Here is a 23,622-nt window from a genome sequence, read left to right on the forward strand (position 1 = left end):
CTCGAGCTTTAAGCGGGAAATTAAAAACGAATCCAATTCCCCCCGACTGTCCGCTCCTAAATTTTTACATTTCGAGAACTCTGATGACTTCTGAAAGCGAAAAATACATTCAAATCAAGGCTCAGATCGAGCAAGCCTACAAGCAAGCCGTGCGAACTACCCGAACTCAACGAAAATCTAATAAAACCTATCGCATTGAAATTCAATACTTTTGGCTGGCAATGATAAGTCCGTCAATTCTGGCAGTATTACTTGCCATAATCAGTACATTCTACAATGCTCAGTGGCTTTACATTACGAGCTGGGGATTGATTGCCATGTCTTACCTAGCCCTATTCCTCTACCCTTTCATCGGCATAGTGCTTTATCGCCACTCATTAATAAAAGTGATCACCGCACCATTTGCAAGCCTACTGGAATGGAACGTAAAAATGGTAATGCACGTCGACGCACAGTATTTACCTCAGCTCATATCGCTTCCCCATGAAACTTTAAAACTTGGTGCACTCGAACTAAAAAGCGAACGTTGCGGATTCGAAAAACGCACTTATATGGTTACCGGAGCCTTGGAAAAAATCGGGATCATCCCCGGCTCACTTGCCCTATTTATCGGCATTTCGACACTAACCAAGACTCTTGACAGCGTAGGCGTCAGCGCAAGTATGGACTGGATATTTGCTGTTACAGTGGCAAACATATTTTTCTTTTTTATGTGTGGCTACGTGCAGATGATGCTAGTGCAATATAATCGCATGATCGCGCTGACCGAACTGGCTGTAGAGCTAAAAAAAGAGCTCGTCGAAACTCAAGAGCCCGCACCGTGCCAACATGGCTAGTCCCCCAATAAATACTGGACCGCATCAAAGGGGACCATCAAAGGGGACAGATTTATTTTCGGAATCAAACCACCCCGACTTCTCGACCTACTTACTAGGAATAGATCTATTCGCCCCCTAGATGACTCTATGAGATATACGACTCCCACTGCACTCCCCGCATCACCAAGCGTCCTGTAACTTTGGACAACAGTGCAAGCAGGCGTGCAAGGCCAACGGCAGGATCATTGAACACAAGGTAAGAACTTGAGCCACTCACACCAAACAATACACCTTCATTCTTCACAAGAATTCCCTTTGTTAAATCAAAGTAAACATCTGGCTGACGCGCCTCTTGCAGCGCTACCAGGGTTTGCTCAATGCTCTCTAAAGGAGATCCGCCATATGTGAGAATAACGTTCAATATTCGATTATAAGGCCAATCCAAGTCACCCAACTGCACACCTTCAAGCGTACTTGGAGAAAGTGCTTTAACGCTCTCAATATTGAGAAATATAGCCTCAAGGACAGATGGCGTTATATCTGTTTTAATCTCGAACGTTGCAACGGTTCCTTCTTGAAATATGAGGTCATGGCCGCTAGCAAACGGAAGCCTAGGCATGGACTTCAACATCAGAACAATATCTTGTTGTTTAGAACGCCGCCCCTCCGAGTCAATGATCACTCCGCTTACGACGCTGGTCATTTCCGGAAGATGTGCAAGAAGGAAGTCTTGAATAAGCCGCTCTCGCGCTGAACCTGCTGTGACAGAGTGCCCCAGCACCTTAGTCATTTCGTATTGAGCATTTAAGGCTTTTACAGCCCCATGACAGTATTCAACTAATGGTTTCACTGACTTGCTCCCTGCAAGGAAATAGTTTTCGGGATTGTCTACTAATCGGTAGACAGCTGCAAAGAAACTAACCCCAATACAACTCAATGGCTCCGCTGACCGGAAGTGATCATTCACCCAATTAAATCATGGCCTCGTGAGGCTCGGCATCTCCACCCCCTCCCCCAACCGCTCCACCTCCAACCGCACCCTCTCCCCACCCTGCTCAATCACCACCCCATCCCCCTCCACCGCCACCAACTTCACCCCAGGACTCACCCGCTCCCCCTGTAAAAAACTCCTCGGTGGCCCGTCATTCAGGCTGAGTATCGCCACCGCCCCCCGGCTCCCTGCCATCACGCCGCTGACCTTGATCTCCACCGGCGCCGTGCGATTGGAAAACCACTGCAACGCCGGGTTATCGCTGCGCGCCGCGAGCAGTTGCGGGGTGGCCGCCGGGGTGTGGGATTCGGCGGTGGTCAGGAGCAGGGATGACCAGGTGGCGATGCCGACCAGGGCGGCCAGCAGTGCGGCGGCCTGGATGATTTGGGGGGGTGAAAAGCGTGCGGTGAATCTCATGGGCTGAATCTCCTTTTAGTCCCGGTGACCAGACTACGCGGCAATTCTCACGGTTTTATTTCACACGCCTTACATGTTGGCCGTGCAGGATGGTTTTTTGGGACGGGCTGGACGCAAGGGAGTGCGCATTCGATGAACCGGTGCAGGCAGCAGGGTTTTACGCTGATCGAGTTGATGGTGGTGCTGGTGATCATCGGGATCGCCAGTGCGGCGATCAGTCTGAGTATCAAGCCCGATCCGTTGCAGTTGCTGCGCAAGGACGCCGAGCGCGTGGCGCAGTTGCTGCAGATTGCCCAGGCTGAGGCCCGCGCCGATGGCCGGCCGATTGCGTGGTTGAGCGATGGCAAGGGGTTTCGGTTCAGTCGGCGCAGTGACAGTGGCAAGGGTTTTGATCATTTCGATCGGGACCCGCAGTTGCGACCGCGTCCCTGGCAGAGTCCGAAGCTGGAGGTGCGGGTGGAGCCCAAGCAGAAAGTGGTGCTGAACGCGGAGTGGATCAATCCGCCGCTGCAGTTGACGCTGTCTGACGGGCTCAATCGGTTGAGTGTGCTGCGCGATGCTTCGGGTCGGATTAGCGTGCAATGAACAGACAACAAGGTTTTACGCTGATCGAGGTGATGGTCGCGATTCTGTTGATGGCGGTGGTCAGTCTGATTGCCTGGAAGGGGCTGGACAGTGTCACCCGCGCCGACAAGCATTTGCAGGCCAGTGGTGAGCAGAGCGACAGCCTGTTGCGGGCGTTGAATCAGATGCAGCGGGATGTGGAGATGCGCGCCGGGATTGAGCTGACGGAGCCGAAGAAGGTTGGCACCGAGGATGAACCGGCGACGGCGCCGCCTGCCGTTACGGTGCGCAGCAGTGACAGCAAGGGGTTTCGGTTGGACATCATTCGGAGTGCGGCGGATCAGCCGGGGGCGTTGCAGCGAGTGCGCTGGTGGCTCAAGGGGGACACGTTGTATCGCGCGGTCGCGCCGGCGCGGAGTCGGTATCCGTTGCCGGCGCCTACGGCTGGGGTGGCGGTTTTGGGTGAGGTGAGTGATTTGCAGGTGCGGGTTTGGGAGGCGGACAAGGGGTGGCGGCAGTTGAGCGGGAATCGGCGGGAGGATCCGTTGGGGTTGGAGGTGCGGTTGACTCGGGAGACGGCGCAGGGGGTGGAGAAGTATCGGCAGGTGATGGGGCCGTTGCAGTAGCGGCGGTCACCGTTGAACTTTGTGGGAGCCAGCCTGCTGGCGATGCGGTGGGTCAGGCAATGAGATGTCGGATGTGCGGGCCTCATCGCCAGCAGGCTGGCTCCCACAGGGGGTATGGGGTGTTTGTGGGGGTTGTGTCGGGTTAGCTGAGGACGACGACGCCACCCGGCAATTCAGTGCATTTGACGCCGTAGGCATCGCGGATCAGCGCGCCGACGCCGGCCAGTTGGTCGAGGGAGAAACGTGCTTGTACGCGGCGCTGGCCGAGTTCGCGGTTGAGCAGCAGCAACATCCCCGGGCGGTAGCGGTTGATCTCGTCGATCATCTGGCTGAGGCTCGTGCCGTTGAACACCAGTACCTGCTGACGCCAGTTCATCACCGCCGCCGTATCTACGCTTTGCACGGTGCCAACCTGTTGCGCGTCATAGGTCAGTTGCTGGCCTGGTTCCAGGCGCAGGCTGCGGCCTTCGACTTCCACGTCCACCGCGCCATCAAGGCACGTCACGCACACCTGCTGATCGAGGTTGCGCAGGTTGAAGCGCGCCCTGCTCGCCCGCAACCAGCCGCCACCCGCCTGCATCGCCATCGGCAGCCGTGCGGTCTGCACTTCGACTTCGCCGCTGACCAGTTCAAAACCTTGCACGCCCTCATCCACAGAACGCTGGTTGATGCGGGTCTGAGTGTTCAATTCCAGGCTCAAGCCATCGGCCGGTTCGACCCGGCGTTGCTGGCCGACTTCGGTGATGTAATCCGCGCCAAGTCCGGAGAACCCGCCCGGTATCGTGCCACGCACCAGCAGGAACGCCGCCGATGCGGCAATCGCGCCGCCGAGAAAGGCCCGTCGTCCAAACCTGCGTGGAGCCCGCAATTCTTCCGCCGCCGGTTGCAGCAGGTGCCACAAGGCCTTGCACTCTTCGAAGGCGCGGGCGTGTTCGGGGCTTTGGGCGCACCACTGACGCAGCGCTCGGGCGTCGGCGACCGTGGCGCGGCCGGAGGTCAGCAGGATCAGCCAGTCGCGGGCTTCGCTTTGCAGACGCTCGGCAGGCGTGGGCTCGGCAGGTGTCAGACGGAAGATGTTCAAACGCACAGGTACTCGACGGGTTGATCGGGACACTAAATCGGAGCTTCATTCACTAGACGGTTTTCCGGCCCCGCGACCGAACCGCTGAAACACTTTTCTTTCCAGTTTGGCCGCGCAGTGTCCGAGGGCAGCCTTGATTTCCTTCTCGACCATGCGCGTGGAGATGCCGAAACGCTGGGAGATTTCCAGGTGCGGCGCTTCTTCCAGCCGTGCGGCGATGAAGATCCGGCGACGCCGGGCCGGCAGTTCGTAGAGGGCGCTGAGCAGGGACTGGATTTCCTTTTGGCCGCCGACCACGCGCATCGGGTCCAGCGCTTCGTCGCTGACTTGCAGCAGTTCTTCGACTTCGCTGCCGGTGAGCAGCCGTGCATCGGCCTGGCGGCGGTCGGCGGCGATGTTCAGGGCCATGCGATAGAGGTAGGCGTTGGGCCGCAGCAGGTTCGGCGGCGCTTCCATGCGGTCGACCCGCAGGTAGGTTTCGTGCAGCACGTCGTTGGCCAGGTCCTCCGAGCCGAGACGGCGTCGCAGGCGCACCCGAAAGTCCTCGTAGGACGTCAGGAACAGCTGGACCATCGAACTTTGTCCGGCGTCTTTCATCCCCCGGAAACTCCTTCCCATTGTGTGCATTCCATGCGCTTTCCTGACGATTCGGGTAACAACAGCAACGTGACTGGCTGGCGCAATGCGCCGGGTGTGGGCCGGTCGATCCTGAGCGTGTGAAAACTGTCTACCAGCGCTGCATCGCGCCGAATATCGCCGGTCGAGGTCACCAACCGGTTGTGCTGCACCACGCCGTCGCGACCGATCCACAGCTGCAACACCGCGCGAAAACTGCCGGGCCGGGTCAGCGGCGAACGGCACAGGTTGCGTTCGATGGCCGCCTGCACCGCCGTGGCGTAACTGCGGTTGACCGCGACGCTGGCGGGGGTCGGTTTCTCCGCCGGCATTGGCACTTCTTCGACTTGCGCAACCTGCAAGGTGAACGCGTCGTCGCGGCTGTACTTGGCCATCAATCCACTACCACCGAGCATCCGCCGCAGCGCTTCGGCGGCGGTGAATTCACCGTCCACCGCCAGCGAACGTCGACCGCGACTCAACTGGCTGTCGACCAACACCGCCATGCCGGTGGTGCGGCTGAACTGATCGAGGGCGCGGGCCAGTTCCTGGGCCGGGATGTGCAGCGTCATGCGCATCGTCGCCGGCACCGGATCGGCGCTGGCGCGGCTCAGAAACAAGCCAAGCAGCAGCCCCAGACAGAGCTGGCGCATGAGCGCTGAGCGCACAACATCCTCCCTGGCACGGCCTCGCTGCACGGCTGATGTATCCCTGAAAACCGTCATCCTGAGGGCTGTTTATGAATCTGGTGTGACGGCCACTGCAAAAAAACCATCACGGGATCGGCGCGCCCGTTGCACTAGACTCTTGAGTCAGAGCGGCCCCTTCGGGCCGGCCAGGAGGCACACATGAAATCACTGTGGACATTGGCGCTGAGCGGGCTGTTGTTGACGCTGTCGGGCGGCGTGCAGGCCGAGCAGGCGGTGGGTTGCGTCGAGGTGACCGTGGGCGGTTACAAGGCGCCGAATTACGACTGCCTGAGCCAACAGATGGGCAACAACCCCGACGGCGCGGCGGCTGCGCAAAAGAATCAGGAAGCGATGAATGTGCCGGTCAACAAGCGCCCGCCGAATCAGGTGGGACTGGCGACGCCGGCGGCTACCAGTACGCGGATGGGCAATACGTTTGGCACGTCGGTGAAACCGCAGCGGCCACCGAACTAGTTTCGTAGATCAGTCACTGGGGACTTGCCGAAAACTCACCGCCAGGCGATTCCAGCTGCTGATGGTGCTGACGGCCATGGTCAGGTCCACCAGTTCGCCTTCGTTGAACTTTGTTCGCGCCTGTTCATAGACATCGTCCGGCACATGACTTTCCGCCAGCAGTGTCACTGCGTCGGTCCACGCCAGCGCTGCCCGCTCGCGCAGGTTGAAGAAGCCGCTGTCACGCCAGACCGCGATGGCGTACAGCCGCCGGTCCGTCTCCCCTGCCCGCCGCGCTTCCACCGAATGCATGTCGGTGCAGAACGCGCAGCCGTTGAGCTGCGAGGCGCGGATCTTGATCAGGTGCAGCAACGGCGCCTCGATGCTCAGGCTGCTGGTCAGCGCTTCCAGGGCAATCATTGCTTTCATGGCTTTGGGTGAAGCGCTGTAGTAATCCAGACGCGGGGACATGGGGGGGTCTCGGGCAGCAGAAGAGTGATTTCACGGTAAGCGCTGGTGCGCCAGGGTTACAGCCCCAATTCCACGGAAAACCGGTACACCACTGATTAATGCCAAACACAAAACCTTGTGGGAGCTAGCCTGCTAGCGATGGCGCTTTGTCTGCATCATCAATGGTGACTGACAGGACGCTATCGCGAGCAGGCTCGCTCCCACATTGGATCAGGGCCAATTTCGGGTATTTGTGATGCGCAACTACTGTCGACAGCGCATTCGGGAGTAATCTGGCCGGCACACTCAATTTCCCGGAGAGCCCCGTCGGTATGGAACTTCATGTCGTGATCAACGGCCGCAAGGATCTGGCCGGTCAGTTGTACCAGCAACTGCGCGGCGCCATTGAATCCGGGCGTCTGGCCGCCGGCACGCAACTGCCGCCCAGCCGCTTGCTCGCCGAGCAACTGGGGATTTCGCGCAAGACCATTTCCGACACCTACGCACAACTGACTTACGAAAACTTCCTCACCGGCGTCATCGGCAAAGGCACCTACGTCAACGCCCGCTCGACGCCGGTGCAGCGCAAGCAAAGCCATTCCGAGCTGGCCAGTGCCGAGGTGATCGAGAGCTGGTGCAACCTGCCGGTGTTCCTGCGGCACCCGACGCTGGAAGGCTCGCTGCGTTACGACTTCATTGGCGGCGCCACCAGCAAGGGCCAGTTCCCCCACGATGACTGGCGCCGCTGCGTGTCCCACGCCATGCGGCAAATGGCGGGTTCCAAGGGTTTTTACAGCGTGGCGGAAGGCTTGCCGGCGCTGCGCAATGCGATTGCCCGGCACATCGCGTTTTCCCGTGGCGTGAACTGCCAGGACGAAGACATCGTGGTGTGCAACGGCGCGCAACAGGCACTGGACCTGATCGCCCGGGTGCTGCTGCGCCCCGGCAGTCTGGTGGCGATGGAAGATCCGGGTTATCCGCCGGCGCGGCTGCTGTTCGGCACACATGGCGCGACCGTGGTCGGGGTGCCGGTGGATGCGGAAGGGATTCAGGTGCAGCACATTCCCGACGGCACCCGGTTGATCTACGTGACGCCGTCGCACCAGTTCCCGCTGGGGATGCCGATGAGCCATGCGCGACGCGAAGCGTTGCTGGCCCGGGCTTACGAGCTGGGCGCGATCATCATCGAGGACGACTATGACAGCGAATTTCGCTACGAGGGCCGGCCAACGGATTCGCTGCATAACCTCGATCAGCGCGGCATCGTCGCTTACGTCGGCACCTTCTCCAAGACCCTGCTGCCAGAGCTGCGGCTGGGCTACGCAATCCTGCCGCCAGCGATCCTCGAAGCGGTGATCCGCGCCAAGCAGCTCACCGACCTGCACGCTTCCACCCTGCCGCAATGGGCGCTGGCCAAGTTCATCGCCGAGGGTTGCCTGCTCAAGCACATCCGCCGCTGCCACACCGTTTACGCCCAGCGCCGCGAGCGGATCCTGGCGCGCATGGCCACTGACCTCTCGCCGTGGCTGGAGGCCGTGCCGGCGAGTGCGGGCTTCCACATGGCGGTGTTCTGCCGGGTGCCGATCGACTTGCCGCTGGTGATCGAACTGGCGAAAAAGGTCGAAGTCGGGCTGTACGCCATCGACGGCTTCTATTACCAGCAGCCGGCCAGAAGCGGGATGTACTTCGGTTTTGGCGCCATCGAGACGCTGGATATCGATATCGCGCTGGACCGCCTGCGCGACATTCTGCAACAGGTCGCCGGGTAGATTGGTCTAACGGATTACCCGCCGATTGGTTATTGGTGATCCGGGGGTGCAGGCCTATTCTGCACAGGCGTTATCCCTCAATGAGCAGGATTCATCCGGCCTGATTCAGGAGTGTGAGCAATGTCCAACGAAGTGATCAACACCGTACAGGTGCAGGCTGCGGCCGGCCGCTCCGAGGAGCTGGGCAGGCAGTTGCAGAAGATCGTCGAAACCCTTCGCGAAACGCCGGGCTGTGATTCCTATCTGGTCGACCGTTGCCCTGACGACAGCCACCGCTGGACGGTCAGCGCTCGTTGGCAGTCGGAGGCGGCGATGCAGGCGCACTTCAACCGGCCTGAGGCGCAGGGGTTTATTGATTTGATCGACAGTCGGCTGGCCAATAGCGTGGATTTCAACTCGTTTCCTATCGTTTGACCTTAAAGGCCCCATCGCGAGCAGGCTCGCTCCCACGGTTTCTGTGTCGTTCATATGATTTGTGAACAACACAACACTTGTGGGAGCGAGCCTGCTCGCGATGGCGTATCTGAATGCGCTGATATCCCCCGGATTGGTCACCCGATCTTCCCGAATATTGGCCGTTTGAATGCATCACTTCGCGGACTACTGTGAAAGCCGACTCCCCCACTTCACAGGTGACCCGCCATGAAACTCCTGCCCATTTTCGCCGCTGCTCTCGCCCTGTCTGTTTCTGCCGCCACCATGGCCCACGATGCCTCCGAGAAGGTATCGGTCCTGCAGGACCAGATGCTGAAAAACGTCCCCGGCAAAAAAGCCATGATGATTGAAGTCGACTACAAACCCGGCCAGTCCTCCATCGCCCACAAACACGACGGCACCGCCATGGCCTATGTGCTCGAAGGCGAAGTGACTTCCCAGGTCAAGGGTGAACAAGCGATCACCTACAAGAAAGGCCAGTTCTGGTACGAACCGGCAGGCTCCGAACATCTGGTGTCGAAAAACGCCAGCAAGACCAAGCCAGCCAAGTTGCTGGTGTTCATGGTGCTGTCGCCGGACGAGCAAGTGCTGATCCCATTGAAAAACTGATGGTTGTTTAACCAGCCATAAATAAAAGGCGCAATTTGTTGATTGGCGCCTTTTTTATTTCCGTCGGCAATTAATCAAAAACGCTTACAGCCAATAAAACTATTGCATGACAGTCATTCAGCAAATTGTCAGGTTGTTTTCAGTTTGGCGGGAGTAGTCTGAGGCAACTGTCGCCGATTCTATTTAATGAACCCCGACATTCCTGACTTTCCGACTGGAGTTGCTTCACGGGAGACTCACCATGAAACTTGCCTTTGCCAGTACCTTGGCGATATCGGTTTTAGCGTTGTCCGCCTGTTCAGTTCCTACCGCCCCCAAAGCGGTTTCTTCCCTCGACACACTGTTCACCCAACCTGTCGGCCGCAGCAGCGCCGCCCAGGTCAAAAGCGGTCCCGGTGTCTCGCTGGGCGTCGTCTACAGCCCAAGCACCCAGACCAACCGCGAATACCTGCGCGAGTATCAGGCCAACGCCGGCACCGGTTTCGGCCAGAGTTTATTGGTACAGCCGATCCACGACGCCTACGTCGCCACCTCGAAACCGGACATGGCCGTGGACTGGGTGAAAGCCTCGCTGCAACGCCAATTCGGTTCGGTCACGGTGTACCCGGACATGCAGAGCCTGCGTGCGGCCAATCCGGATGTGGTAGCGATCGTCGATACTCACAGCCAGTTGATTACTTCGCGCAGCTCGGACATCAAGGCCGATGTGAGTGCAGACTTCTATGACGGGAAGTTCAACTACATCGGGACGGCCAAGGGGTCCGAGGCGAAAGAGTTGACGCCGGTGTGGGCGGACTTCAAGCGTTCGGAGGAGATCGTTGCGGATATTAATCAGCAGCAGGAAGTTCAGGTCCGGGCGTTGCAGAAGTTTGACCAGTCGCTCAGTAATTTGCTGACCAGACCGACAGATAAAGTATCGATGCTTGATAACAAACAAGGACATAACTTGCAGTAACTGTAATACCGCTATCGCGAGCAGGCTCGCTCCCACACTTGGAACGCATTTCCCTGTGGGAGCGAGCTTGCTCCGGGCGGCGTTCCGACGAAAGGGCCGGAACAAACAACACAAATCCATCAGGCATAAAAAAGCCCCCGCATCTCACAATGCAGGGGCTTTTTCATTCAACGGCTACTCAAGCAAGCTCAAGCTCCGCAGTCGCCGCAGCAGGCACGACCGCCTGACCGCTCAACGCCACGTCGTTCAGCTCACGGTTGGCCACCGCGTACATGGCGTAGTCGGTGCCGCTGGCGGCACGGATTTCCACCAGCATCGCGCGCCAGCGCTGGATCATCGCGTCGTGTTGCGCCATCCACAGCCCCAGACGCTCTTCCACGTCCAGGTTGCCGCCGCCCGCTTGCAGAACGGCGATGGTGATCGCGCGTTGCTGCCAGTCGACGTCGTCGCGGAACGCTTCACGGGCCAGGGCCTGCCAGTTGTTTTCAACCGGCAAGGCGCTGATCTGCGAGATGTACCAGGTGATGTCCAGCGCGCTGCCCACGGCGAAGTACGCCTTGGCCACTTCGGCCGGATCCTGGCCAGTCACGTCGGCCGCTTCGATGATCGGCAGCAGCGTGTAGAGGTGGGTCGTACCCGCCACCATACGCGCCAGCAGTTCCGGTACACCGGCCGCGACGTAAGCCTGATAACGCTCCTGCCAGTTTTCACGGATTTCGCCGCTCAGCAGTTCGTCCAGCTTCAGGCCCAGCTCCTTCAGGTGCGGACCGAAATGCGCGACGTCACGGGCAGCGTTCTGCTCGTTGCGACGGGCACGCAGGAACCAGCGCGTGGCGCGACGGCCCAGACGCATCAGCTCGTCCATCAGCTCCAGTTGCACGTCAGCGGAGACCTGGTAGTCCAGGGCTTCAATCTGACGGAACCAGTGCGGGAGGTGGAAGATGTCACGCACGATCACGTAGGCGCCGGCAACGTTCGCCGGAGTCATGCCGGTGGACTCTTTGAGTCGCTGAACGAAGGTGATGCCCATGTGGTTGACCAGATCGTTGGCGATCTGGGTGCTGACGATCTCGCGCTTCAGACGGTGACGACGCATGGCATCGGCGAACTTGCTGACCAGGCTCGGCGGGAACGCGGTTTCCATGTCACGGGTCAGGTAGTCGTCGTCCGGCACCAGCGAGTCCAGCAGCTGCTGCTTGAGGTCGATCTTGCTGTACGAGATCAGCACCGACAGCTCCGGACGCGTCAGGCCCTTGCCGGTCGCGGCGCGCTCGGTGAGCTGCTCTTCGGTCGGCAGGTACTCGATGGCGCGGTCCAGCTTGCCACGGCCTTCCAGATCGCTCATCAGGCGTTTGTACTCGGCGGCACGCTCGTAGGCACGGCGGGCAGCCAGGGACAGAGCCTGGGTCTGCTTGTAGTTGTTGCCCAGCACCAGACCACCGACTTCGTCGGTCATGCTCGCCAGCAACTGATCGCGTTGCTTGCCCGTCATGTCGCCGGCCTGAACCACTTCGTTCAGCAGGATCTTGATGTTCACTTCGTGGTCGGAGCAGTCCACGCCACCGGCGTTGTCGATGAAGTCGGTGTTGGAACCGCCGCCATTGAGACCGAATTCCACACGACCCAGTTGGGTCATGCCGAGGTTACCGCCCTCGCCCACTACCTTGCAGCGCAGTTCGTTGCCGTTCACGCGCAGTGCATCGTTGGCCTTGTCGCCGACATCGGCGTGGCTTTCGCTGCTGGCCTTGACGTAAGTACCGATACCGCCGTTCCACAGCAGATCCACCGGTGCCTTGAGCAAGGCGTTCAGCAGTTCGGTCGGGGTCAGCTTGTCGGCCTGGATGTCGAAGCGCTCTTTCATCTGTGGCGAGATGGCAATGCTCTTCGCGCTGCGCGAGAAGATACCGCCGCCTTCGGACATGATGCTGGTGTCGTAGTCGGACCATGCCGAACGCGGCAGGTCGAACATGCGCTGACGCTCGACGAAGCTGGTGGCCGGGTTCGGGTTCGGGTCGATGAAGATGTGCATGTGGTTGAACGCGGCAACCAGTTGCAGCTTGTCGGACATCAACAGACCGTTACCGAATACGTCGCCGGCCATGTCGCCGATGCCGACCACGGTCACGCTGTCTTCCTGGACATTGATGCCGCGCTCGCGGAAGTGGCGCTGTACGCCGACCCACGCGCCCTTGGCGGTGATGCCCATTTTCTTGTGGTCGTAACCGGCCGAACCACCGGACGCGAACGCGTCACCCAGCCAGAAGCCGTAGTCGATGGCGATGCCATTGGCGATGTCGGAGAAGGTTGCAGTGCCCTTGTCCGCCGCGACCACCAGGTACGGGTCATCATCGTCATGACGCACGACGTTGACCGGCGGAACCAGTTTGCCGTCCTTCAGGTTGTCGGTGATGTCCAGCAGACCCGAGATGAAGATGCGGTAGCAGGCGATGCCTTCGGCCGCGATCTCGTCACGGCTGCCGCCCAGTGGCAGGCGACGCGGCAGGAAGCCGCCCTTCGCACCCACCGGCACGATGACCGAGTTCTTCACTTGCTGGGCTTTTACCAGGCCGAGGACTTCGGTACGGAAGTCTTCTTCACGGTCGGACCAGCGCAGGCCACCACGCGCGACGTTGCCGAAGCGCAGGTGCACGCCTTCGACGCGAGGCGAGTAAACGAAGATTTCGAATTTCGGAACCGGCTTCGGCAGCTCAGGGATCAAGTGCGGGTTGAACTTGAAGCTGAAGTACGACTTGTTCTGGCCGTTGGCGTCGGTCTGGTAGAAGTTGGTGCGCAGGGTCGCTTTGATCAGGTCCAGGTAACGACGCAGGATGCGGTCTTCGTTGAGGACTTGAACGTCGTCCAGCGCGGTCAGGATTGCCTGTTCCAGACGCAGTTGCTTGTCGTCCAGATCATCGCTGCCCAGTTTGCGCGCCAGGTAGAAGCGGGTCTTGAACAACCGGGTCAGTTCGCGAGCGATGTCGGTGTGGTTGTTCAGGGTGCTGGCGATGTAGCCGAGGTCGAAGCCCAGACGGATCTGCTTCAGGTAGCGAGCGTAGGCACGCAGCAGCGCGACGTCGCGCCATGGCAGGCCGGCGGTCAGCACCAGACGGTTGAACGCATCGTTTTCGGCGTCGCCGCGCACGATGTGGACGAACGCGTCCTGCAGGGTGTCATTGAGCTGCTGGATGTCCAGGTCCATGCCTTCGGCGGCAGTGAACGCGAAGTCGTGGATCCAGAACTCGCGACCGTTGTTGTGACGCAGGCGATACGGGAACTCGCCCAGCACGCGCAGGCCGAGGTTTTCCAGGATCGGCAGCACGTCGGACAGCGCCAGCGGGGTATCGGCGTGATACAGCTTGCAGTGCAGCTCGCGCGGGCCGGAAGCCAGCGGCTGGTAGAAGCTCATGGCCAGCGGCTTCTTCTCGCTCAGGTTGAGCAGGTGCTGCATGTCGACCACGGCCGAATGCGCCGCGAAACGCTCGCGATAACCGGCCGGGAAGCCTTTAGGGAAGTCAGCCAGCACGTTGGTGCCGTTGGCTTCGCCGAAGGTTTCGACGGTCAATGCGGCGTAATCGTCCTGCCAGCTGCGGCAGGCCTGGATGACTTCGTTTTCCAGTTGCAGCGGGTCGATGTCGATACGGTTCTTCGGGTCGACGCGCAGGATCAGCTGCACGCGGGCCAGCACGGACTCGGAGAAGAAGGTCCAGAACTCGCAGTCGGTCGCCTTCAGGCGCTCCATCAGCACTTGCTGGATTTTCTGGCGGACTTCGGTGGAATAGATGTCGCGCGGCACGTAGGCCAGGCAGTAGCAGAAGCGACCGTACGGGTCTTTGCGCAGGAACACGCGGATCTTGTTGCGCTCCTGGATCTGCACGATCGACATCACGGTGCTGAACAGTTCGTCGACCGGGGTCTGGAACAGGTCGTCACGCGGCAGCACTTCCAGAACCTGGGCCAGTTCCTTGCCCAGGTGAGCCTTGGCCTGGAAGCCGGAGCGACGCTCGATCTCTTCGACCTTGCGGCGGATGAACGGGATGACACGCACGCTTTCGCCATACACCGACGAGGTGTACAGGCCCATGAAGCGGTGTTCCTTGATGACCTTGCCGTCGGCGTCGATTTCACGGATCGACACGTAGTCCGGGTAAGCCGGACGGTGTACGCGGCTCGGGTGTGCAGCCTTGGCGAACGACAGCAGCGTCGGTTCGCGCAGGTAGTTCACGGCGTAGTCTTCGATGTGGCGGTCTTCGTTGGTCAGACCGGTGCGCAACATCTTGGTCAGGCCGAGGAACGAATTCTGGTCGTATTCGATGTGGCCGCCGTCGGCCTGATCGACCACGGTGAATTCTTCGTAGCCGAGGAAGGTGAAGTGGTTGCCCACCAGCCATTCCAGGAAGCTCTTGATTTCGTTCTTCTCGCCGGCATCGACGGCAAATGCGCTGTTATCGAGCTTGGTGAGGATTTCCTGCACCTTGGCCTTCATCGGCTCGAAATCGGCGACCGCGACGCGGACTTCACCCAGAACCTGTTCCAGTTCCTTGCTCAGCACATTCAGTTCGGCCGCGTTGGCGCAGCGGTCGATTTCCAGGTACATCAGCGACTCGTGCAGGATGCCTTCGCCGGTGGTGCCCTTCGGCAGGATTTCCAGCAGTTCGCCCTTGCTGCCACGACGCACACTGAGCACGGTGGTCTGCAGGGTGTGGATGCTGTAGCCACGGCGGTTCAGCTCGGTACGCACCGAGTCCACCAGGAATGGCAGGTCGTGGTGCAGCACTTCGACCGCGGTGTGGGTCGACTGCCAGCCGTGACGTTCGTAATCGGGGTTGTAGACGCGCACTTGCGGTTGCGCGTGATCGAAGCGCTCAAGCAGGCGCCACGCAGAAAGAGTACAGCCAGCGAGGTCGGAGAGGCGACGTTGGGTCAGCTCGTCCAGGGAAATGATGCCGAAGAATTGTTCAGCGAACAGCGCCACTTGTGGCAGTGCCTGTTCACTGATGTGCTGCGCCAGTGCCGCTTGCAGTTGGTGCTGGAAGTCGGCTTTGCTGGCTGCGGTGAAGAACGCCATCTGTGGTACTCCGCTTGGGCTTGTTATTGATGGAAAGCGTCGCGTACAAAACCCCTTTCGGGGCGTTCCGTCGCCCTGTTCCTGAATCTCGGGCAGAGGAAACAGGGTGACAGGTGGGTGAAGCTGGACGAGACACTCAGGTCACATTCACCTTCCATGAATGGGCATCTGCAAAAACGACTGTCCGGCATGCCGACAATGTCTTTACGGGTGCTCATCCGTTGCGCAGCTTAATGGGTGCGACAATGTGTCTGCTTGCGGTGCTGCGACATATTCGGTCATTGGCACGTAAACCCGGGCAGGCGCATCGGTAAACACTAGCATTCATGGGGCGCAACGCCGGTCTGAATCCCCGGTTTTACGGTACAGGCGTGCCAGAAATGACCATTGACCTGTGTCGCGTTCACGACACATCCTCTGACACTCTCACATGCAGAAATTCCCGGGGGCTGGCAGAATCGCGCCCAATTGCGACCAACAAGCCCGCCGAGGCAGGAATTCCCCATGCAAATGACCACCGCCCTTTTGATCGTCAACCCGTGCGACGACGAAGAAGACAACATGGCCATGCTCTGCTGCCACAGCGACAAGGGCGAAATGTTTCTGATGAGCCGCTATCCGGACGAGGATGAACTGGAGATCACGCTGGATGGCGAGCCGTCCACTCTCGACGGCGTGAAAGTCACCCTGACCAAGACCCTGCTGAAGATCGAAATCGCGGCGGCGGATGCCGATGCGCTGAATGGCGATGATGTGCTGGAAATCACCTACAACCCGGACATGGTGGATCTGGCCGAGGTTGAGGAAACCCTGAAGAACATTCTTGATGGTACTGGCACCTTTATCAGCCAGATTTGAGGGTGTCTGCACTGACCCTATCGCGAGCAGGCTCGCTCCCACACTGACGGGCGTACACCGCTCAAATGTGGGAGCGAGCCTGCTCGCGATGAGGCCCGAAAGAACACCGCACCTCCCCCGCCCTACAAATTTCCAACAATTGCCCCGGTCATTTCCCGCACTTTGCGCAAAATGCCGTTAGTCGCCACCCCCTGCGATGGATTAAAGTAACGCCCCCAGCCCCGGCGTTATCCGAACGCCTGTGGCCACCCTTTCCAGGAACAGTCATCGATGGAACATCGTGAAGCGCTGCTGGCGCTGCGAACCTTTCTTTCAACGCAGATTCTCGGCCAGGAAAAACTCATCGAGCGCTTGCTCATCGCCCTGCTCGCCGACGGCCACATGCTGGTCGAGGGCGCTCCGGGCCTGGCCAAGACCAAAGCGATCAAAGAGCTCGCCGAGGGCATCGAAGCCCAGTTCCATCGCATCCAGTTCACCCCGGACCTGCTGCCTGCCGACATCACCGGCACCGAGATCTATCGCCCGGAAACCGGCAGTTTCGTGTTCCAGCAAGGCCCGATCTTCCACAACCTGGTGCTGGCGGACGAAATCAACCGTGCCCCGGCCAAAGTGCAATCGGCGCTGCTCGAAGCCATGGCCGAGCGTCAGGTCAGTGTCGGGCGCAGCACTTACGAGCTGTCGCCGTTGTTTCTGGTAATGGCCACGCAGAACCCGATCGAGCAGGAAGGCACCTATCCGCTGCCCGAAGCGCAGCTCGACCGCTTCCTGATGCACGTGAAAATCGGTTTCCCGGACGCCGCTGTCGAACGGCGGATCCTGCAACAGGCCCGGGGCGAAGCCCTGAACGGCGAGACCAAACCCGAGCGCCGGGTCAGCCAGCAGGCGATTTTCGCCGCACGCAAGGAAATCCTCGGTCTGTACATGGCGGACGCCGTGGAGGAATACCTGGTGCAACTGGTCATGGCCACGCGCAACCCGGCCAAGTTTGACCCGGAAATGGCCGAATGGATTGCCTACGGCGCCAGCCCGCGCGGCTCCATCGCCCTCGACCGCTGCGCCCGCGCCCACGCCTGGCTGGCCGGTCGCGACTTCGTCAGCCCGGAAGATATCCAGGCGGTGCTGTTCGACGTATTGCGTCACCGCATCATTCTGTCGTTCGAGGCCGAAGCCGCCGGCATCGACCAGGATCGGGTGGTGCAACGGATTCTCGACGTCGTAGCCGTCGCTTGACCCCCATGAACGCCTCCCTGCCGTCCGAACCCGGTATCCGCATCTCCCTCGCCGAATTGATCGAGATGCGTCACCGCGTGCGCGAAGTGCAGCTGTTTTCCACGCCGAGCCAGCGCAGCCCTCTGATTGGCCTGCATCACTCGAAATTCCGGGGCCGTGGCGTCGACTTCGACCAAGTGCGGGTCTATCAGGCCGGCGACGACGTGCGCACCATCGACTGGCGCGTGACCGCACGGACTCAGGAGCCGCACACCAAGCTGTTCCATGAAGAACGCGAACGGCCGATTTTCATCATGGTCGAGCAAAGCACGCGGCTGTTCTTCGGTTCCGGGCTGATGTTCAAATCGGTGCTCGCGGCGCAAGCGGCGGCGCTGATCGGCTGGGCGGCGCTTGGCCACAACGACCGGGTTGGCGGACTGGTGTTCGGCGACAACGAGCATTACGAGATCAAACCGCGCCGCAGCAAGCAGAGCCTGCTGCAACTGCTCAACCGCTTGGTGAAGGTCAATCAATCACTGCACAGCGAGCGGGAGCCGGATCGCGATGCGTTTGGCGTCGCCCTGCGCCGGGCCCGTGAAGTATTGCGTCCGGGCAGTCTGGTGATAGTGATCTGTGACGAGCGCGCCTTGAGCGACAGCGCCGAGCAGCAACTGAGCCTGCTGTCGCGCCATTGTGATCTGCTGATGCTGCCGCTGTCCGATCCGCTGGACCACGCCCTGCCCGCCGCTGGCCTGCTGCGATTCGCCGAGCGCGGAGCGCAACTGGAACTCGACACGCTCAACTTCGACCTGCGCCAGACCTACCGCGCCCAGGCCGAAGCGCGCATCGCTCGCTGGGAATTGCTCGCGCAGAAATTGCGGGTGCTGCTGATGCCTCTCAGCACCCAGAGCGAAATGGTCGAGCAGATGCGCGAGTTCCTCAACCCGCAGCGCCCGGGGAACGTTCGATGAACGGCCTCGAACAACTGCAACCGCTGATTTCCCCGCCACCGATCGCCTTCTGGCCTCCGGCGCCGGGCTGGTGGCTGCTGCTTTTGCTGCTGCCGCTGATCGGCTACGCGTTGTGGCGTCTGCGCCGTTTCATCCCGATCAAGAAAAAACCCGTCGTGCGCGCCGAAATCCCGCTCGATCCGGTACGCGTTGCCGCGCTGGCCGAACTGGCACAAATGGTCAAACCCTACGACGGCGCACCGGCCGGCGCATGGTTGCAACAACTGAACGGCCTGTTAAAACGCCTGTGTCGCAACCACTACCCCTACAGCCAGAGCCACACCCTCAACGGGCGCAAGTGGCTGGCGTTCCTCGACAACCGTTGCCCTGCCGCTGGCCTGACCCGCTGGATGGTGCTGGTGGAAGGCGCCTACAAGCCCGAATGCAAACTCGACGACAAGGCCATCGCCGGCCTGACGCAAGCCGTCGATACCTGGATCCGCAAGCATGTTTGAGTTCGCCTGGCCGTGGATCTTTGTGCTGTTGCCGCTGCCGTGGCTGATGCGCCTCGTGCTGCCGGTGGCTGACAGTGGCGAGCCGGCGTTGAAAGTGAGTTTTCTCGGTGACCTGGAAGGCCTCGCCCGCCGCCGCGCCCGGGCCAATTTGCCGGCCTGGCGTCAGCAAGCACCGTTCATGCTGCTGTGGTTGCTGCTGCTGATCGCCGCCGCCCGCCCGCAATGGCTGGGCGAGCCGTTGCCGATTGCTGCGAGCGGTCGCGATCTGCTGGTGGCGGTGGACGTGTCCGGTTCGATGGATTTCCCCGACATGCAATGGAACGACGAAGACGTCAGTCGCCTGTCGCTGGTCCAGCATTTGCTCGGTGACTTCCTGGAAAGCCGCGACGGCGACCGGGTCGGTTTGATCCTGTTCGGCAGCCAGGCTTATCTGCAAGCGCCGCTGACATTTGACCGGCGCACCGTGCGTGTGTGGCTCGACGAAGCGCGGATCGGCATCGCCGGCAAGAACACCGCGATTGGCGACGCCATCGGTCTGGCGCTGAAACGCCTGCGCATGCGCCCGGCACAAAGCCGCGTGCTGATTCTGGTCACCGACGGCGCCAACAACGGTGGTGAAATCGAGCCGCTGACCGCCGCAAAACTGGCGGCCAATGAAGGCGTGAAAATCTATCCGATCGGCATCGGTGCCGACCCCGAAGAAAGTGGCGCCACGGCACTGCTCGGCGGCAACCCGACCCTCGACCTCGACGAGCCGGCACTCAAGGCCATCGCCGACGCTACTGGTGGCCGTTATTTCCGTGCCCGCGACGGCAAGGAACTGCAAGCGATCAAGGACACCCTCGACCAACTGGAACCGGTGGCCCAGCAGCCGACTCAGGCGCGCCCGGCCCAGGCGTTGTATCAATGGCCGCTGGCATTGGCATTGCTGTTGAGCATGTTGCTGGTGGCCCGCGAATTGTGGCCGGACAACCCGCTGCAACGGCTGTTCACCAAGGAGCTGTATCTGCAAAGCCCCCTGCCTGACTGGCGCGAGCGCCTCAAGCGCCTGCGTTTGCGGAGGCGCCGATGATCGCCCTCTGGCCGCACTGGTTCCGTCCATGGTGGTTGCTGCTGTTGCCGCTGCTCGGCTGGTTGATCTGGCAGCTCTGGCACCGACAGAAACGCGCCGGACGCTGGCAGATGATTCTGCCGCCGGCGTTCCATGCCGCGTTGCTCAGTGGCGGCAGCGGGCGCGACAGCAAGTTGCCGTGGGTTGCGCTGGGCGTCGCGTGGTTGCTGACTATTCTGGCGCTGCTCGGGCCGAGCTGGGAGCGGGTTGAACAGACCAGCCAAAAGCCGGCCGATCCACTGGTGGTGGTGCTGGAACTGACCCCGGAAATGCTCGCCACCGACTCGCCGCCCACACGTCTGGAACAGGCCCGGCGCAAACTGTTCGATCTGCTCAAAGCACGCAGCGATGCGCAGACCGCCATCGTCGTTTACGCGGGGAGCGCCCACACGCTGGTGCCGCTGTCGGATGATCTGGCGACCAGCCGCAATCTGCTCGATGCCCTCAAGCCGTCGCTGATGCCGGAGAGCGGCCATCGCGCCGATCTTGCCGTGAGCAAAGCGCTGACGTTGCTGGAACAAGGGGCGCTGGGTCAGGGCCGTATTCTGCTGATCGGCTCTTCGCTGTCCGATGAAGAGCGCCAGGGCATTCGCCGCGCACTGAGCGGGCAATCGGCGCAGTTGCTGATGCTCGGCATCGGCACCGCCGAGGGCGCGCCGATTGCTCAGGAGGACGGCAGTTTCCTCAAGGACGCCCAGGGTGCGATCCGCGTGCCGCAACTCGACAGCCCCGGCCTCGGTGCCTTCCTCAATTCGGTGGGTGGCGAGTACCACAGCGCGCGGCTGGATGAATCGGACTTGCGCAGCCTCGGCCTGCTCGATGGCCCGCGCAGCCTGCGCAATGACGGCCAGACCTTGCGCCTCGATACCTGGGCCGATCAGGGTTACTGGCTGCTGTTGCCGTTGTTGCTGCTCGCCGCCTGTGCCGGGCGCCGTGGCTGGTTGTTCTGCCTGCCGTTGCTGTTTTGCCTGCCGCAACCGAGCTACGCTTTTAATTTCGAAGACCTGTGGCTGCGCCCTGACCAACAGGGTTTGCACCTGCTGAAACAGAAGCGTCCGGCCGAGGCTGCGCAACACTTCGAAGACCACCAATGGCAGGGGCTGGCGTTGTACGAGGCCGGCGATTACAGTGGCGCCGCCGAGCGTTTCGCCGAGGGCAGCGATGCCCGCGCCCACTACAATCGTGGCAACGCACTGGCGAAAAGCGGTGAGCTGGACGCGGCGATCGACGCCTATGAACAGGCCCTGGAATTGCAGCCGGACTTGCGCCCGGCGCTGACCAACAAGGCACTGGTGGAGAACCTGCTCAAGCAGAAAAACACCCCGCCGCCCGCCGAGCCCGAGAAGCAACCGACGCAGCAAAACGTGCCGGGCGACGAACCACCGCCCGCCACCGCGCCGCCACCGGCGATCAAGAATGACGCGCAAAGTGAGGCCCAGCCTGCGGAGTCAGCGAGCGAACCGCCGCCGACCACCCCGCCACAGCCAGGCCCCAACGAATTACCGGACAGCGCGCCGGACGCGGAACAGAATACGGCCCCGACGCTGAGCCCCGGTGAGGACAACCTCGAAGGCGAGCAACGTCAGGCACTGGAACAATGGCTGGGCAAGATCCCGGACGATCCGGGCGAACTGCTGCGACGCAAATTCTGGTACGAACAGCAACAACATCAGGATCAGGAAAACACTCGATGACCCGTTTCACCGCTCTCTTGCTACCCCTGCTGATCTGCACGGCCACCGCTCAGGCGGCCGAGCTGACGGCCAGTGTGGATCGCAGTCGCCTGAACTCCGGCGAGACGGTGGAACTCACCCTCGAATCCAACGATGTCACGCAGTTCGGCAAGCCGGATCTGACCCCGCTGGAACCACTGTTCGAAGTGCGCGGCACGCGTCAGGTCAACCAGCTGAACACGCTCAACAACGAGAACCGCGCCACCACCCGCTGGATCATCACCCTGTTGCCGAAACAGAACGGCAGCGTTGAAATTCCGTCATTGAAACTGGGCGAAACCCAGAGCCAGCCGATCACCGTGCAGGTGGTGGAAAGCGACATAACCGAAGAAAAGAATGTGCTCGACCCGGTGTTCATCGAGTCCAGCCTCGACCAGAGCAGCGTCTACGTGCAGGCCCAGGCCGTCCTGACCCTGCGCATCTACCATTCGGTGTCGCTGTACGACGACAGCAGCGTCACGCCGTTGCAGATCACCGATGCACGGGTTGAACAGCTGGGCGATACACGCACCTACGAAAAAGACATCAACGGTGTGCGGCATGGCGTGATCGAAATGCGCTACGCGATCTTCCCGCAACACAGCGGTTTGCTGACCATCACCCCGCAAACCTTCAGTGCCACACGGGTGGACACCCAGCCTGCCAAGGACGCCAACGCACAGGGGCCGAAACCGGGCAAAGTGTTGCGAGTGACCTCTACGGAAATCCCGCTGACGGTCAAACCCAAGCCGATCACTTATCCGGCCGATGCGCCGTGGCTGCCGGCCCGCAGCCTAAGCCTCAGCGAAAGCTGGAACCCGGAACCGGATCACACCCAGGTCGGCGACTCCCTGACCCGCAGCCTGACCCTCAAGGTCGAAGGCCTGGCCAGTTCGCAACTGCCCGCCCTGCCGGCCACCGAGGCCAACGGCCTGCGTCGCTACCCGGACCAACCGGTGCTCAACAACCAGAGCAGCGAGCGTGGCCTGATCGGCAGCCGTGAAGAGCGCGAAGCCCTGGTGCCGAGCCGCAGCGGTTCGATCGAACTGCCGACCGTGGACGTGGTGTGGTGGAACACCTTCGAAGATCACCTGGAACACACCAGCCTGCCGGCCCGCACCCTGCAAGTGGTGACCAACCCGAGCCTGCAGGTCGACACCCCGGCCGGCAGTTCGCAATCCTTCAACACCGCCGACAGCGAAGCGCTGTGGTGGTGGAAACTCAGCACGCTGATCCTCGCCTGCACCACCCTCCTCGGCTTCGGCCTCTGGTGGCGCGCCCGCTGGCAACCGGCAATCCTGCGCGCCGCCCAAACCGGCCCGAGCCCGCGCACCCTGCTCGACGACATCAAACGCGCCAGCCAGGCCAACGACCCGCAAGCCACCCGCCAGGCCCTCGACGCCTGGGCCCGTCAGCAACCGGAAACCCTGGCGGATATGGCAGCGCGTTTTGTGCCGCTGTCGGATGCGCTTGATGGTTTGAACGGCGCGCTTTACAGCGAGACTGGGCAGCATTGGCAGGGTGAGGATTTGTGGCGGGCGATTCGCACGATTCCGACGGCGGAGCGGGTGCAGGATCCGGTGGGCGATAGCGGGTTGCCGCCGCTTTATCCGAAGTAGGTCATCCCCGGCTACGCTCAGTCGACGCCAGTAAAGTCCGCATAAACAGCCTCGACGTATGAAGAAAAAAGGGGACAGATTTATTTAAAAGAAAAAAGGGGACAAGAAAAA

22 protein-coding genes are annotated in these 23,622 nt (G+C 60.9%); 15 read left to right on the top strand and 7 right to left on the bottom strand.

Annotated features, from left to right (window positions below):
- Nucleotides 1–83 precede the first annotated feature (83 nt).
- Nucleotides 84–836, top strand: a complete 753-nt coding sequence (locus tag DLD99_RS16130; protein ID WP_114883571.1) for a hypothetical protein — start codon at nucleotides 84–86, stop codon at nucleotides 834–836.
- 127 nt (nucleotides 837–963) lie between these two features.
- Here DLD99_RS16130 and DLD99_RS16135 read toward each other — a convergent pair whose 3' ends face one another.
- Nucleotides 964–1,668, bottom strand: coding sequence for a DUF6602 domain-containing protein (locus DLD99_RS16135; RefSeq protein ID WP_162803492.1), 705 nt, complete (start codon nucleotides 1,666–1,668; stop codon nucleotides 964–966).
- 126 nt (nucleotides 1,669–1,794) lie between these two features.
- The gene (locus DLD99_RS16140) at nucleotides 1,795–2,226 is read right to left on the bottom strand and encodes a type II secretion system protein N (RefSeq protein WP_114883573.1); all 432 of its coding nucleotides are present in this window, start codon (nucleotides 2,224–2,226) and stop codon (nucleotides 1,795–1,797) included.
- A 132-nt stretch (nucleotides 2,227–2,358) separates the two neighbouring features.
- On the opposite strand from DLD99_RS16140, the gene gspH reads away from it, so the two are divergent.
- Both gspH and DLD99_RS16150 read left to right on the top strand, forming a co-directional pair.
- A complete protein-coding gene (gene gspH, locus DLD99_RS16145) occupies nucleotides 2,359–2,811 on the top strand; it encodes a type II secretion system minor pseudopilin GspH (protein WP_011334577.1) in 453 nt (150 codons plus the stop codon).
- Nucleotides 2,808–3,416, top strand: coding sequence for a prepilin-type N-terminal cleavage/methylation domain-containing protein (locus DLD99_RS16150; protein ID WP_114883574.1), 609 nt, complete (start codon nucleotides 2,808–2,810; stop codon nucleotides 3,414–3,416). The genes gspH and DLD99_RS16150 overlap by 4 nt, the downstream gene beginning before the upstream one ends.
- A 142-nt stretch (nucleotides 3,417–3,558) precedes the next feature.
- On the opposite strand, the gene DLD99_RS16155 is transcribed toward DLD99_RS16150, so the two are convergent.
- From DLD99_RS16155 to DLD99_RS16165, 3 genes are read right to left on the bottom strand one after another with little or no spacing between them, the layout of a single operon-like run.
- Nucleotides 3,559–4,497: a FecR family protein gene (locus DLD99_RS16155; protein WP_114886713.1), complete on the bottom strand. Its 939-nt coding sequence runs from the start codon at nucleotides 4,495–4,497 to the stop codon at nucleotides 3,559–3,561.
- Nucleotides 4,498–4,542: 45 nt separating this feature from the next.
- A complete protein-coding gene (locus tag DLD99_RS16160) occupies nucleotides 4,543–5,094 on the bottom strand; it encodes an RNA polymerase sigma factor (RefSeq protein WP_011334580.1) in 552 nt (183 codons plus the stop codon).
- Nucleotides 5,091–5,765: a secretin and TonB N-terminal domain-containing protein gene (locus tag DLD99_RS16165; protein WP_114883575.1), complete on the bottom strand. Its 675-nt coding sequence runs from the start codon at nucleotides 5,763–5,765 to the stop codon at nucleotides 5,091–5,093. The genes DLD99_RS16160 and DLD99_RS16165 overlap by 4 nt, the downstream gene beginning before the upstream one ends.
- A 195-nt stretch (nucleotides 5,766–5,960) precedes the next feature.
- Between DLD99_RS16165 and DLD99_RS16170 the strand changes: the two genes are divergently transcribed.
- A complete protein-coding gene (locus tag DLD99_RS16170; RefSeq protein WP_085734034.1) occupies nucleotides 5,961–6,275 on the top strand; it encodes a hypothetical protein in 315 nt (104 codons plus the stop codon).
- A gap of 9 nt (nucleotides 6,276–6,284) precedes the next feature.
- On the opposite strand, the gene DLD99_RS16175 is transcribed toward DLD99_RS16170, so the two are convergent.
- Nucleotides 6,285–6,725, bottom strand: coding sequence for a carboxymuconolactone decarboxylase family protein (locus DLD99_RS16175; RefSeq protein WP_114883576.1), 441 nt, complete (start codon nucleotides 6,723–6,725; stop codon nucleotides 6,285–6,287).
- 311 nt (nucleotides 6,726–7,036) lie between these two features.
- On the opposite strand from DLD99_RS16175, the gene pdxR reads away from it, so the two are divergent.
- The 4 genes from pdxR to DLD99_RS16195 all read left to right on the top strand — a co-directional run bounded on the left by pdxR (nucleotide 7,037) and on the right by DLD99_RS16195 (nucleotide 10,472).
- Nucleotides 7,037–8,473, top strand: a complete 1,437-nt coding sequence (gene pdxR, locus DLD99_RS16180; RefSeq protein WP_114883577.1) for a MocR-like pyridoxine biosynthesis transcription factor PdxR — start codon at nucleotides 7,037–7,039, stop codon at nucleotides 8,471–8,473.
- A 120-nt stretch (nucleotides 8,474–8,593) separates the two neighbouring features.
- Nucleotides 8,594–8,887 carry a putative quinol monooxygenase gene (locus tag DLD99_RS16185; RefSeq protein WP_085711307.1) on the top strand — a complete coding sequence of 98 codons (294 nt, stop codon included), beginning with the start codon at nucleotides 8,594–8,596 and terminating at the stop codon, nucleotides 8,885–8,887.
- A gap of 228 nt (nucleotides 8,888–9,115) precedes the next feature.
- Nucleotides 9,116–9,517, top strand: a complete 402-nt coding sequence (locus DLD99_RS16190) for a cupin domain-containing protein (protein WP_085734031.1) — start codon at nucleotides 9,116–9,118, stop codon at nucleotides 9,515–9,517.
- A 241-nt stretch (nucleotides 9,518–9,758) separates the two neighbouring features.
- A complete protein-coding gene (locus DLD99_RS16195) occupies nucleotides 9,759–10,472 on the top strand; it encodes an ATPase (protein ID WP_114883578.1) in 714 nt (237 codons plus the stop codon).
- A 178-nt stretch (nucleotides 10,473–10,650) separates the two neighbouring features.
- On the opposite strand, the gene DLD99_RS16200 is transcribed toward DLD99_RS16195, so the two are convergent.
- On the bottom strand, nucleotides 10,651–15,537 hold the full coding sequence (locus DLD99_RS16200; protein ID WP_085711310.1) for an NAD-glutamate dehydrogenase: 4,887 nt from the start codon (nucleotides 15,535–15,537) through the stop codon (nucleotides 10,651–10,653).
- Nucleotides 15,538–16,041: 504 nt separating this feature from the next.
- Between DLD99_RS16200 and DLD99_RS16205 the strand changes: the two genes are divergently transcribed.
- The 7 genes from DLD99_RS16205 to DLD99_RS16235 all read left to right on the top strand — a co-directional run bounded on the left by DLD99_RS16205 (nucleotide 16,042) and on the right by DLD99_RS16235 (nucleotide 23,511).
- On the top strand, nucleotides 16,042–16,395 hold the full coding sequence (locus DLD99_RS16205; RefSeq protein ID WP_085711311.1) for a hypothetical protein: 354 nt from the start codon (nucleotides 16,042–16,044) through the stop codon (nucleotides 16,393–16,395).
- A gap of 270 nt (nucleotides 16,396–16,665) precedes the next feature.
- Nucleotides 16,666–17,625, top strand: coding sequence for an AAA family ATPase (locus tag DLD99_RS16210; protein ID WP_007913915.1), 960 nt, complete (start codon nucleotides 16,666–16,668; stop codon nucleotides 17,623–17,625).
- 5 nt (nucleotides 17,626–17,630) lie between these two features.
- The gene (locus DLD99_RS16215) at nucleotides 17,631–18,575 is read left to right on the top strand and encodes a DUF58 domain-containing protein (RefSeq protein ID WP_085711312.1); all 945 of its coding nucleotides are present in this window, start codon (nucleotides 17,631–17,633) and stop codon (nucleotides 18,573–18,575) included.
- On the top strand, nucleotides 18,572–19,069 hold the full coding sequence (locus DLD99_RS16220) for a DUF4381 domain-containing protein (protein ID WP_085711313.1): 498 nt from the start codon (nucleotides 18,572–18,574) through the stop codon (nucleotides 19,067–19,069). Before DLD99_RS16215 ends, DLD99_RS16220 begins: the two co-directional genes overlap by 4 nt.
- Complete coding sequence (locus DLD99_RS16225) at nucleotides 19,062–20,141, top strand: vWA domain-containing protein (protein ID WP_114883579.1); 1,080 nt, start codon at nucleotides 19,062–19,064, stop codon at nucleotides 20,139–20,141. Before DLD99_RS16220 ends, DLD99_RS16225 begins: the two co-directional genes overlap by 8 nt.
- Nucleotides 20,138–21,874: a tetratricopeptide repeat protein gene (locus DLD99_RS16230; protein ID WP_114883580.1), complete on the top strand. Its 1,737-nt coding sequence runs from the start codon at nucleotides 20,138–20,140 to the stop codon at nucleotides 21,872–21,874. Before DLD99_RS16225 ends, DLD99_RS16230 begins: the two co-directional genes overlap by 4 nt.
- Nucleotides 21,871–23,511 carry a BatD family protein gene (locus tag DLD99_RS16235; RefSeq protein WP_114883581.1) on the top strand — a complete coding sequence of 547 codons (1,641 nt, stop codon included), beginning with the start codon at nucleotides 21,871–21,873 and terminating at the stop codon, nucleotides 23,509–23,511. Before DLD99_RS16230 ends, DLD99_RS16235 begins: the two co-directional genes overlap by 4 nt.
- Nucleotides 23,512–23,622: the final 111 nt, after the last annotated feature.

Source organism: Pseudomonas kribbensis, from assembly GCF_003352185.1.
Classification (GTDB): domain Bacteria; phylum Pseudomonadota; class Gammaproteobacteria; order Pseudomonadales; family Pseudomonadaceae; genus Aquipseudomonas; species Aquipseudomonas kribbensis.

Excerpts from the sequence above, each read along its gene's own strand:
- DLD99_RS16130 (WP_114883571.1), top strand. The coding sequence starts at position 84 with ATGACTTCTGAAAGCGAAAAATACATTCAAATCAAGGCTCAGATCGAG.
- DLD99_RS16140 (WP_114883573.1), bottom strand. The coding sequence starts at position 2,226 with ATGAGATTCACCGCACGCTTTTCACCCCCCCAAATCATCCAGGCCGCC.
- gspH (WP_011334577.1), top strand. The coding sequence starts at position 2,359 with ATGAACCGGTGCAGGCAGCAGGGTTTTACGCTGATCGAGTTGATGGTG.
- DLD99_RS16150 (WP_114883574.1), top strand. The coding sequence starts at position 2,808 with ATGAACAGACAACAAGGTTTTACGCTGATCGAGGTGATGGTCGCGATT.
- DLD99_RS16160 (WP_011334580.1), bottom strand. The coding sequence starts at position 5,094 with ATGAAAGACGCCGGACAAAGTTCGATGGTCCAGCTGTTCCTGACGTCC.
- DLD99_RS16165 (WP_114883575.1), bottom strand. The coding sequence starts at position 5,765 with ATGCGCCAGCTCTGTCTGGGGCTGCTGCTTGGCTTGTTTCTGAGCCGC.
- DLD99_RS16170 (WP_085734034.1), top strand. The coding sequence starts at position 5,961 with ATGAAATCACTGTGGACATTGGCGCTGAGCGGGCTGTTGTTGACGCTG.
- DLD99_RS16175 (WP_114883576.1), bottom strand. The coding sequence starts at position 6,725 with ATGTCCCCGCGTCTGGATTACTACAGCGCTTCACCCAAAGCCATGAAA.
- pdxR (WP_114883577.1), top strand. The coding sequence starts at position 7,037 with ATGGAACTTCATGTCGTGATCAACGGCCGCAAGGATCTGGCCGGTCAG.
- DLD99_RS16185 (WP_085711307.1), top strand. The coding sequence starts at position 8,594 with ATGTCCAACGAAGTGATCAACACCGTACAGGTGCAGGCTGCGGCCGGC.
- DLD99_RS16190 (WP_085734031.1), top strand. The coding sequence starts at position 9,116 with ATGAAACTCCTGCCCATTTTCGCCGCTGCTCTCGCCCTGTCTGTTTCT.
- DLD99_RS16195 (WP_114883578.1), top strand. The coding sequence starts at position 9,759 with ATGAAACTTGCCTTTGCCAGTACCTTGGCGATATCGGTTTTAGCGTTG.
- DLD99_RS16200 (WP_085711310.1), bottom strand. The coding sequence starts at position 15,537 with ATGGCGTTCTTCACCGCAGCCAGCAAAGCCGACTTCCAGCACCAACTG.
- DLD99_RS16205 (WP_085711311.1), top strand. The coding sequence starts at position 16,042 with ATGCAAATGACCACCGCCCTTTTGATCGTCAACCCGTGCGACGACGAA.
- DLD99_RS16210 (WP_007913915.1), top strand. The coding sequence starts at position 16,666 with ATGGAACATCGTGAAGCGCTGCTGGCGCTGCGAACCTTTCTTTCAACG.
- DLD99_RS16215 (WP_085711312.1), top strand. The coding sequence starts at position 17,631 with ATGAACGCCTCCCTGCCGTCCGAACCCGGTATCCGCATCTCCCTCGCC.
- DLD99_RS16220 (WP_085711313.1), top strand. The coding sequence starts at position 18,572 with ATGAACGGCCTCGAACAACTGCAACCGCTGATTTCCCCGCCACCGATC.
- DLD99_RS16225 (WP_114883579.1), top strand. The coding sequence starts at position 19,062 with ATGTTTGAGTTCGCCTGGCCGTGGATCTTTGTGCTGTTGCCGCTGCCG.
- DLD99_RS16230 (WP_114883580.1), top strand. The coding sequence starts at position 20,138 with ATGATCGCCCTCTGGCCGCACTGGTTCCGTCCATGGTGGTTGCTGCTG.
- DLD99_RS16235 (WP_114883581.1), top strand. The coding sequence starts at position 21,871 with ATGACCCGTTTCACCGCTCTCTTGCTACCCCTGCTGATCTGCACGGCC.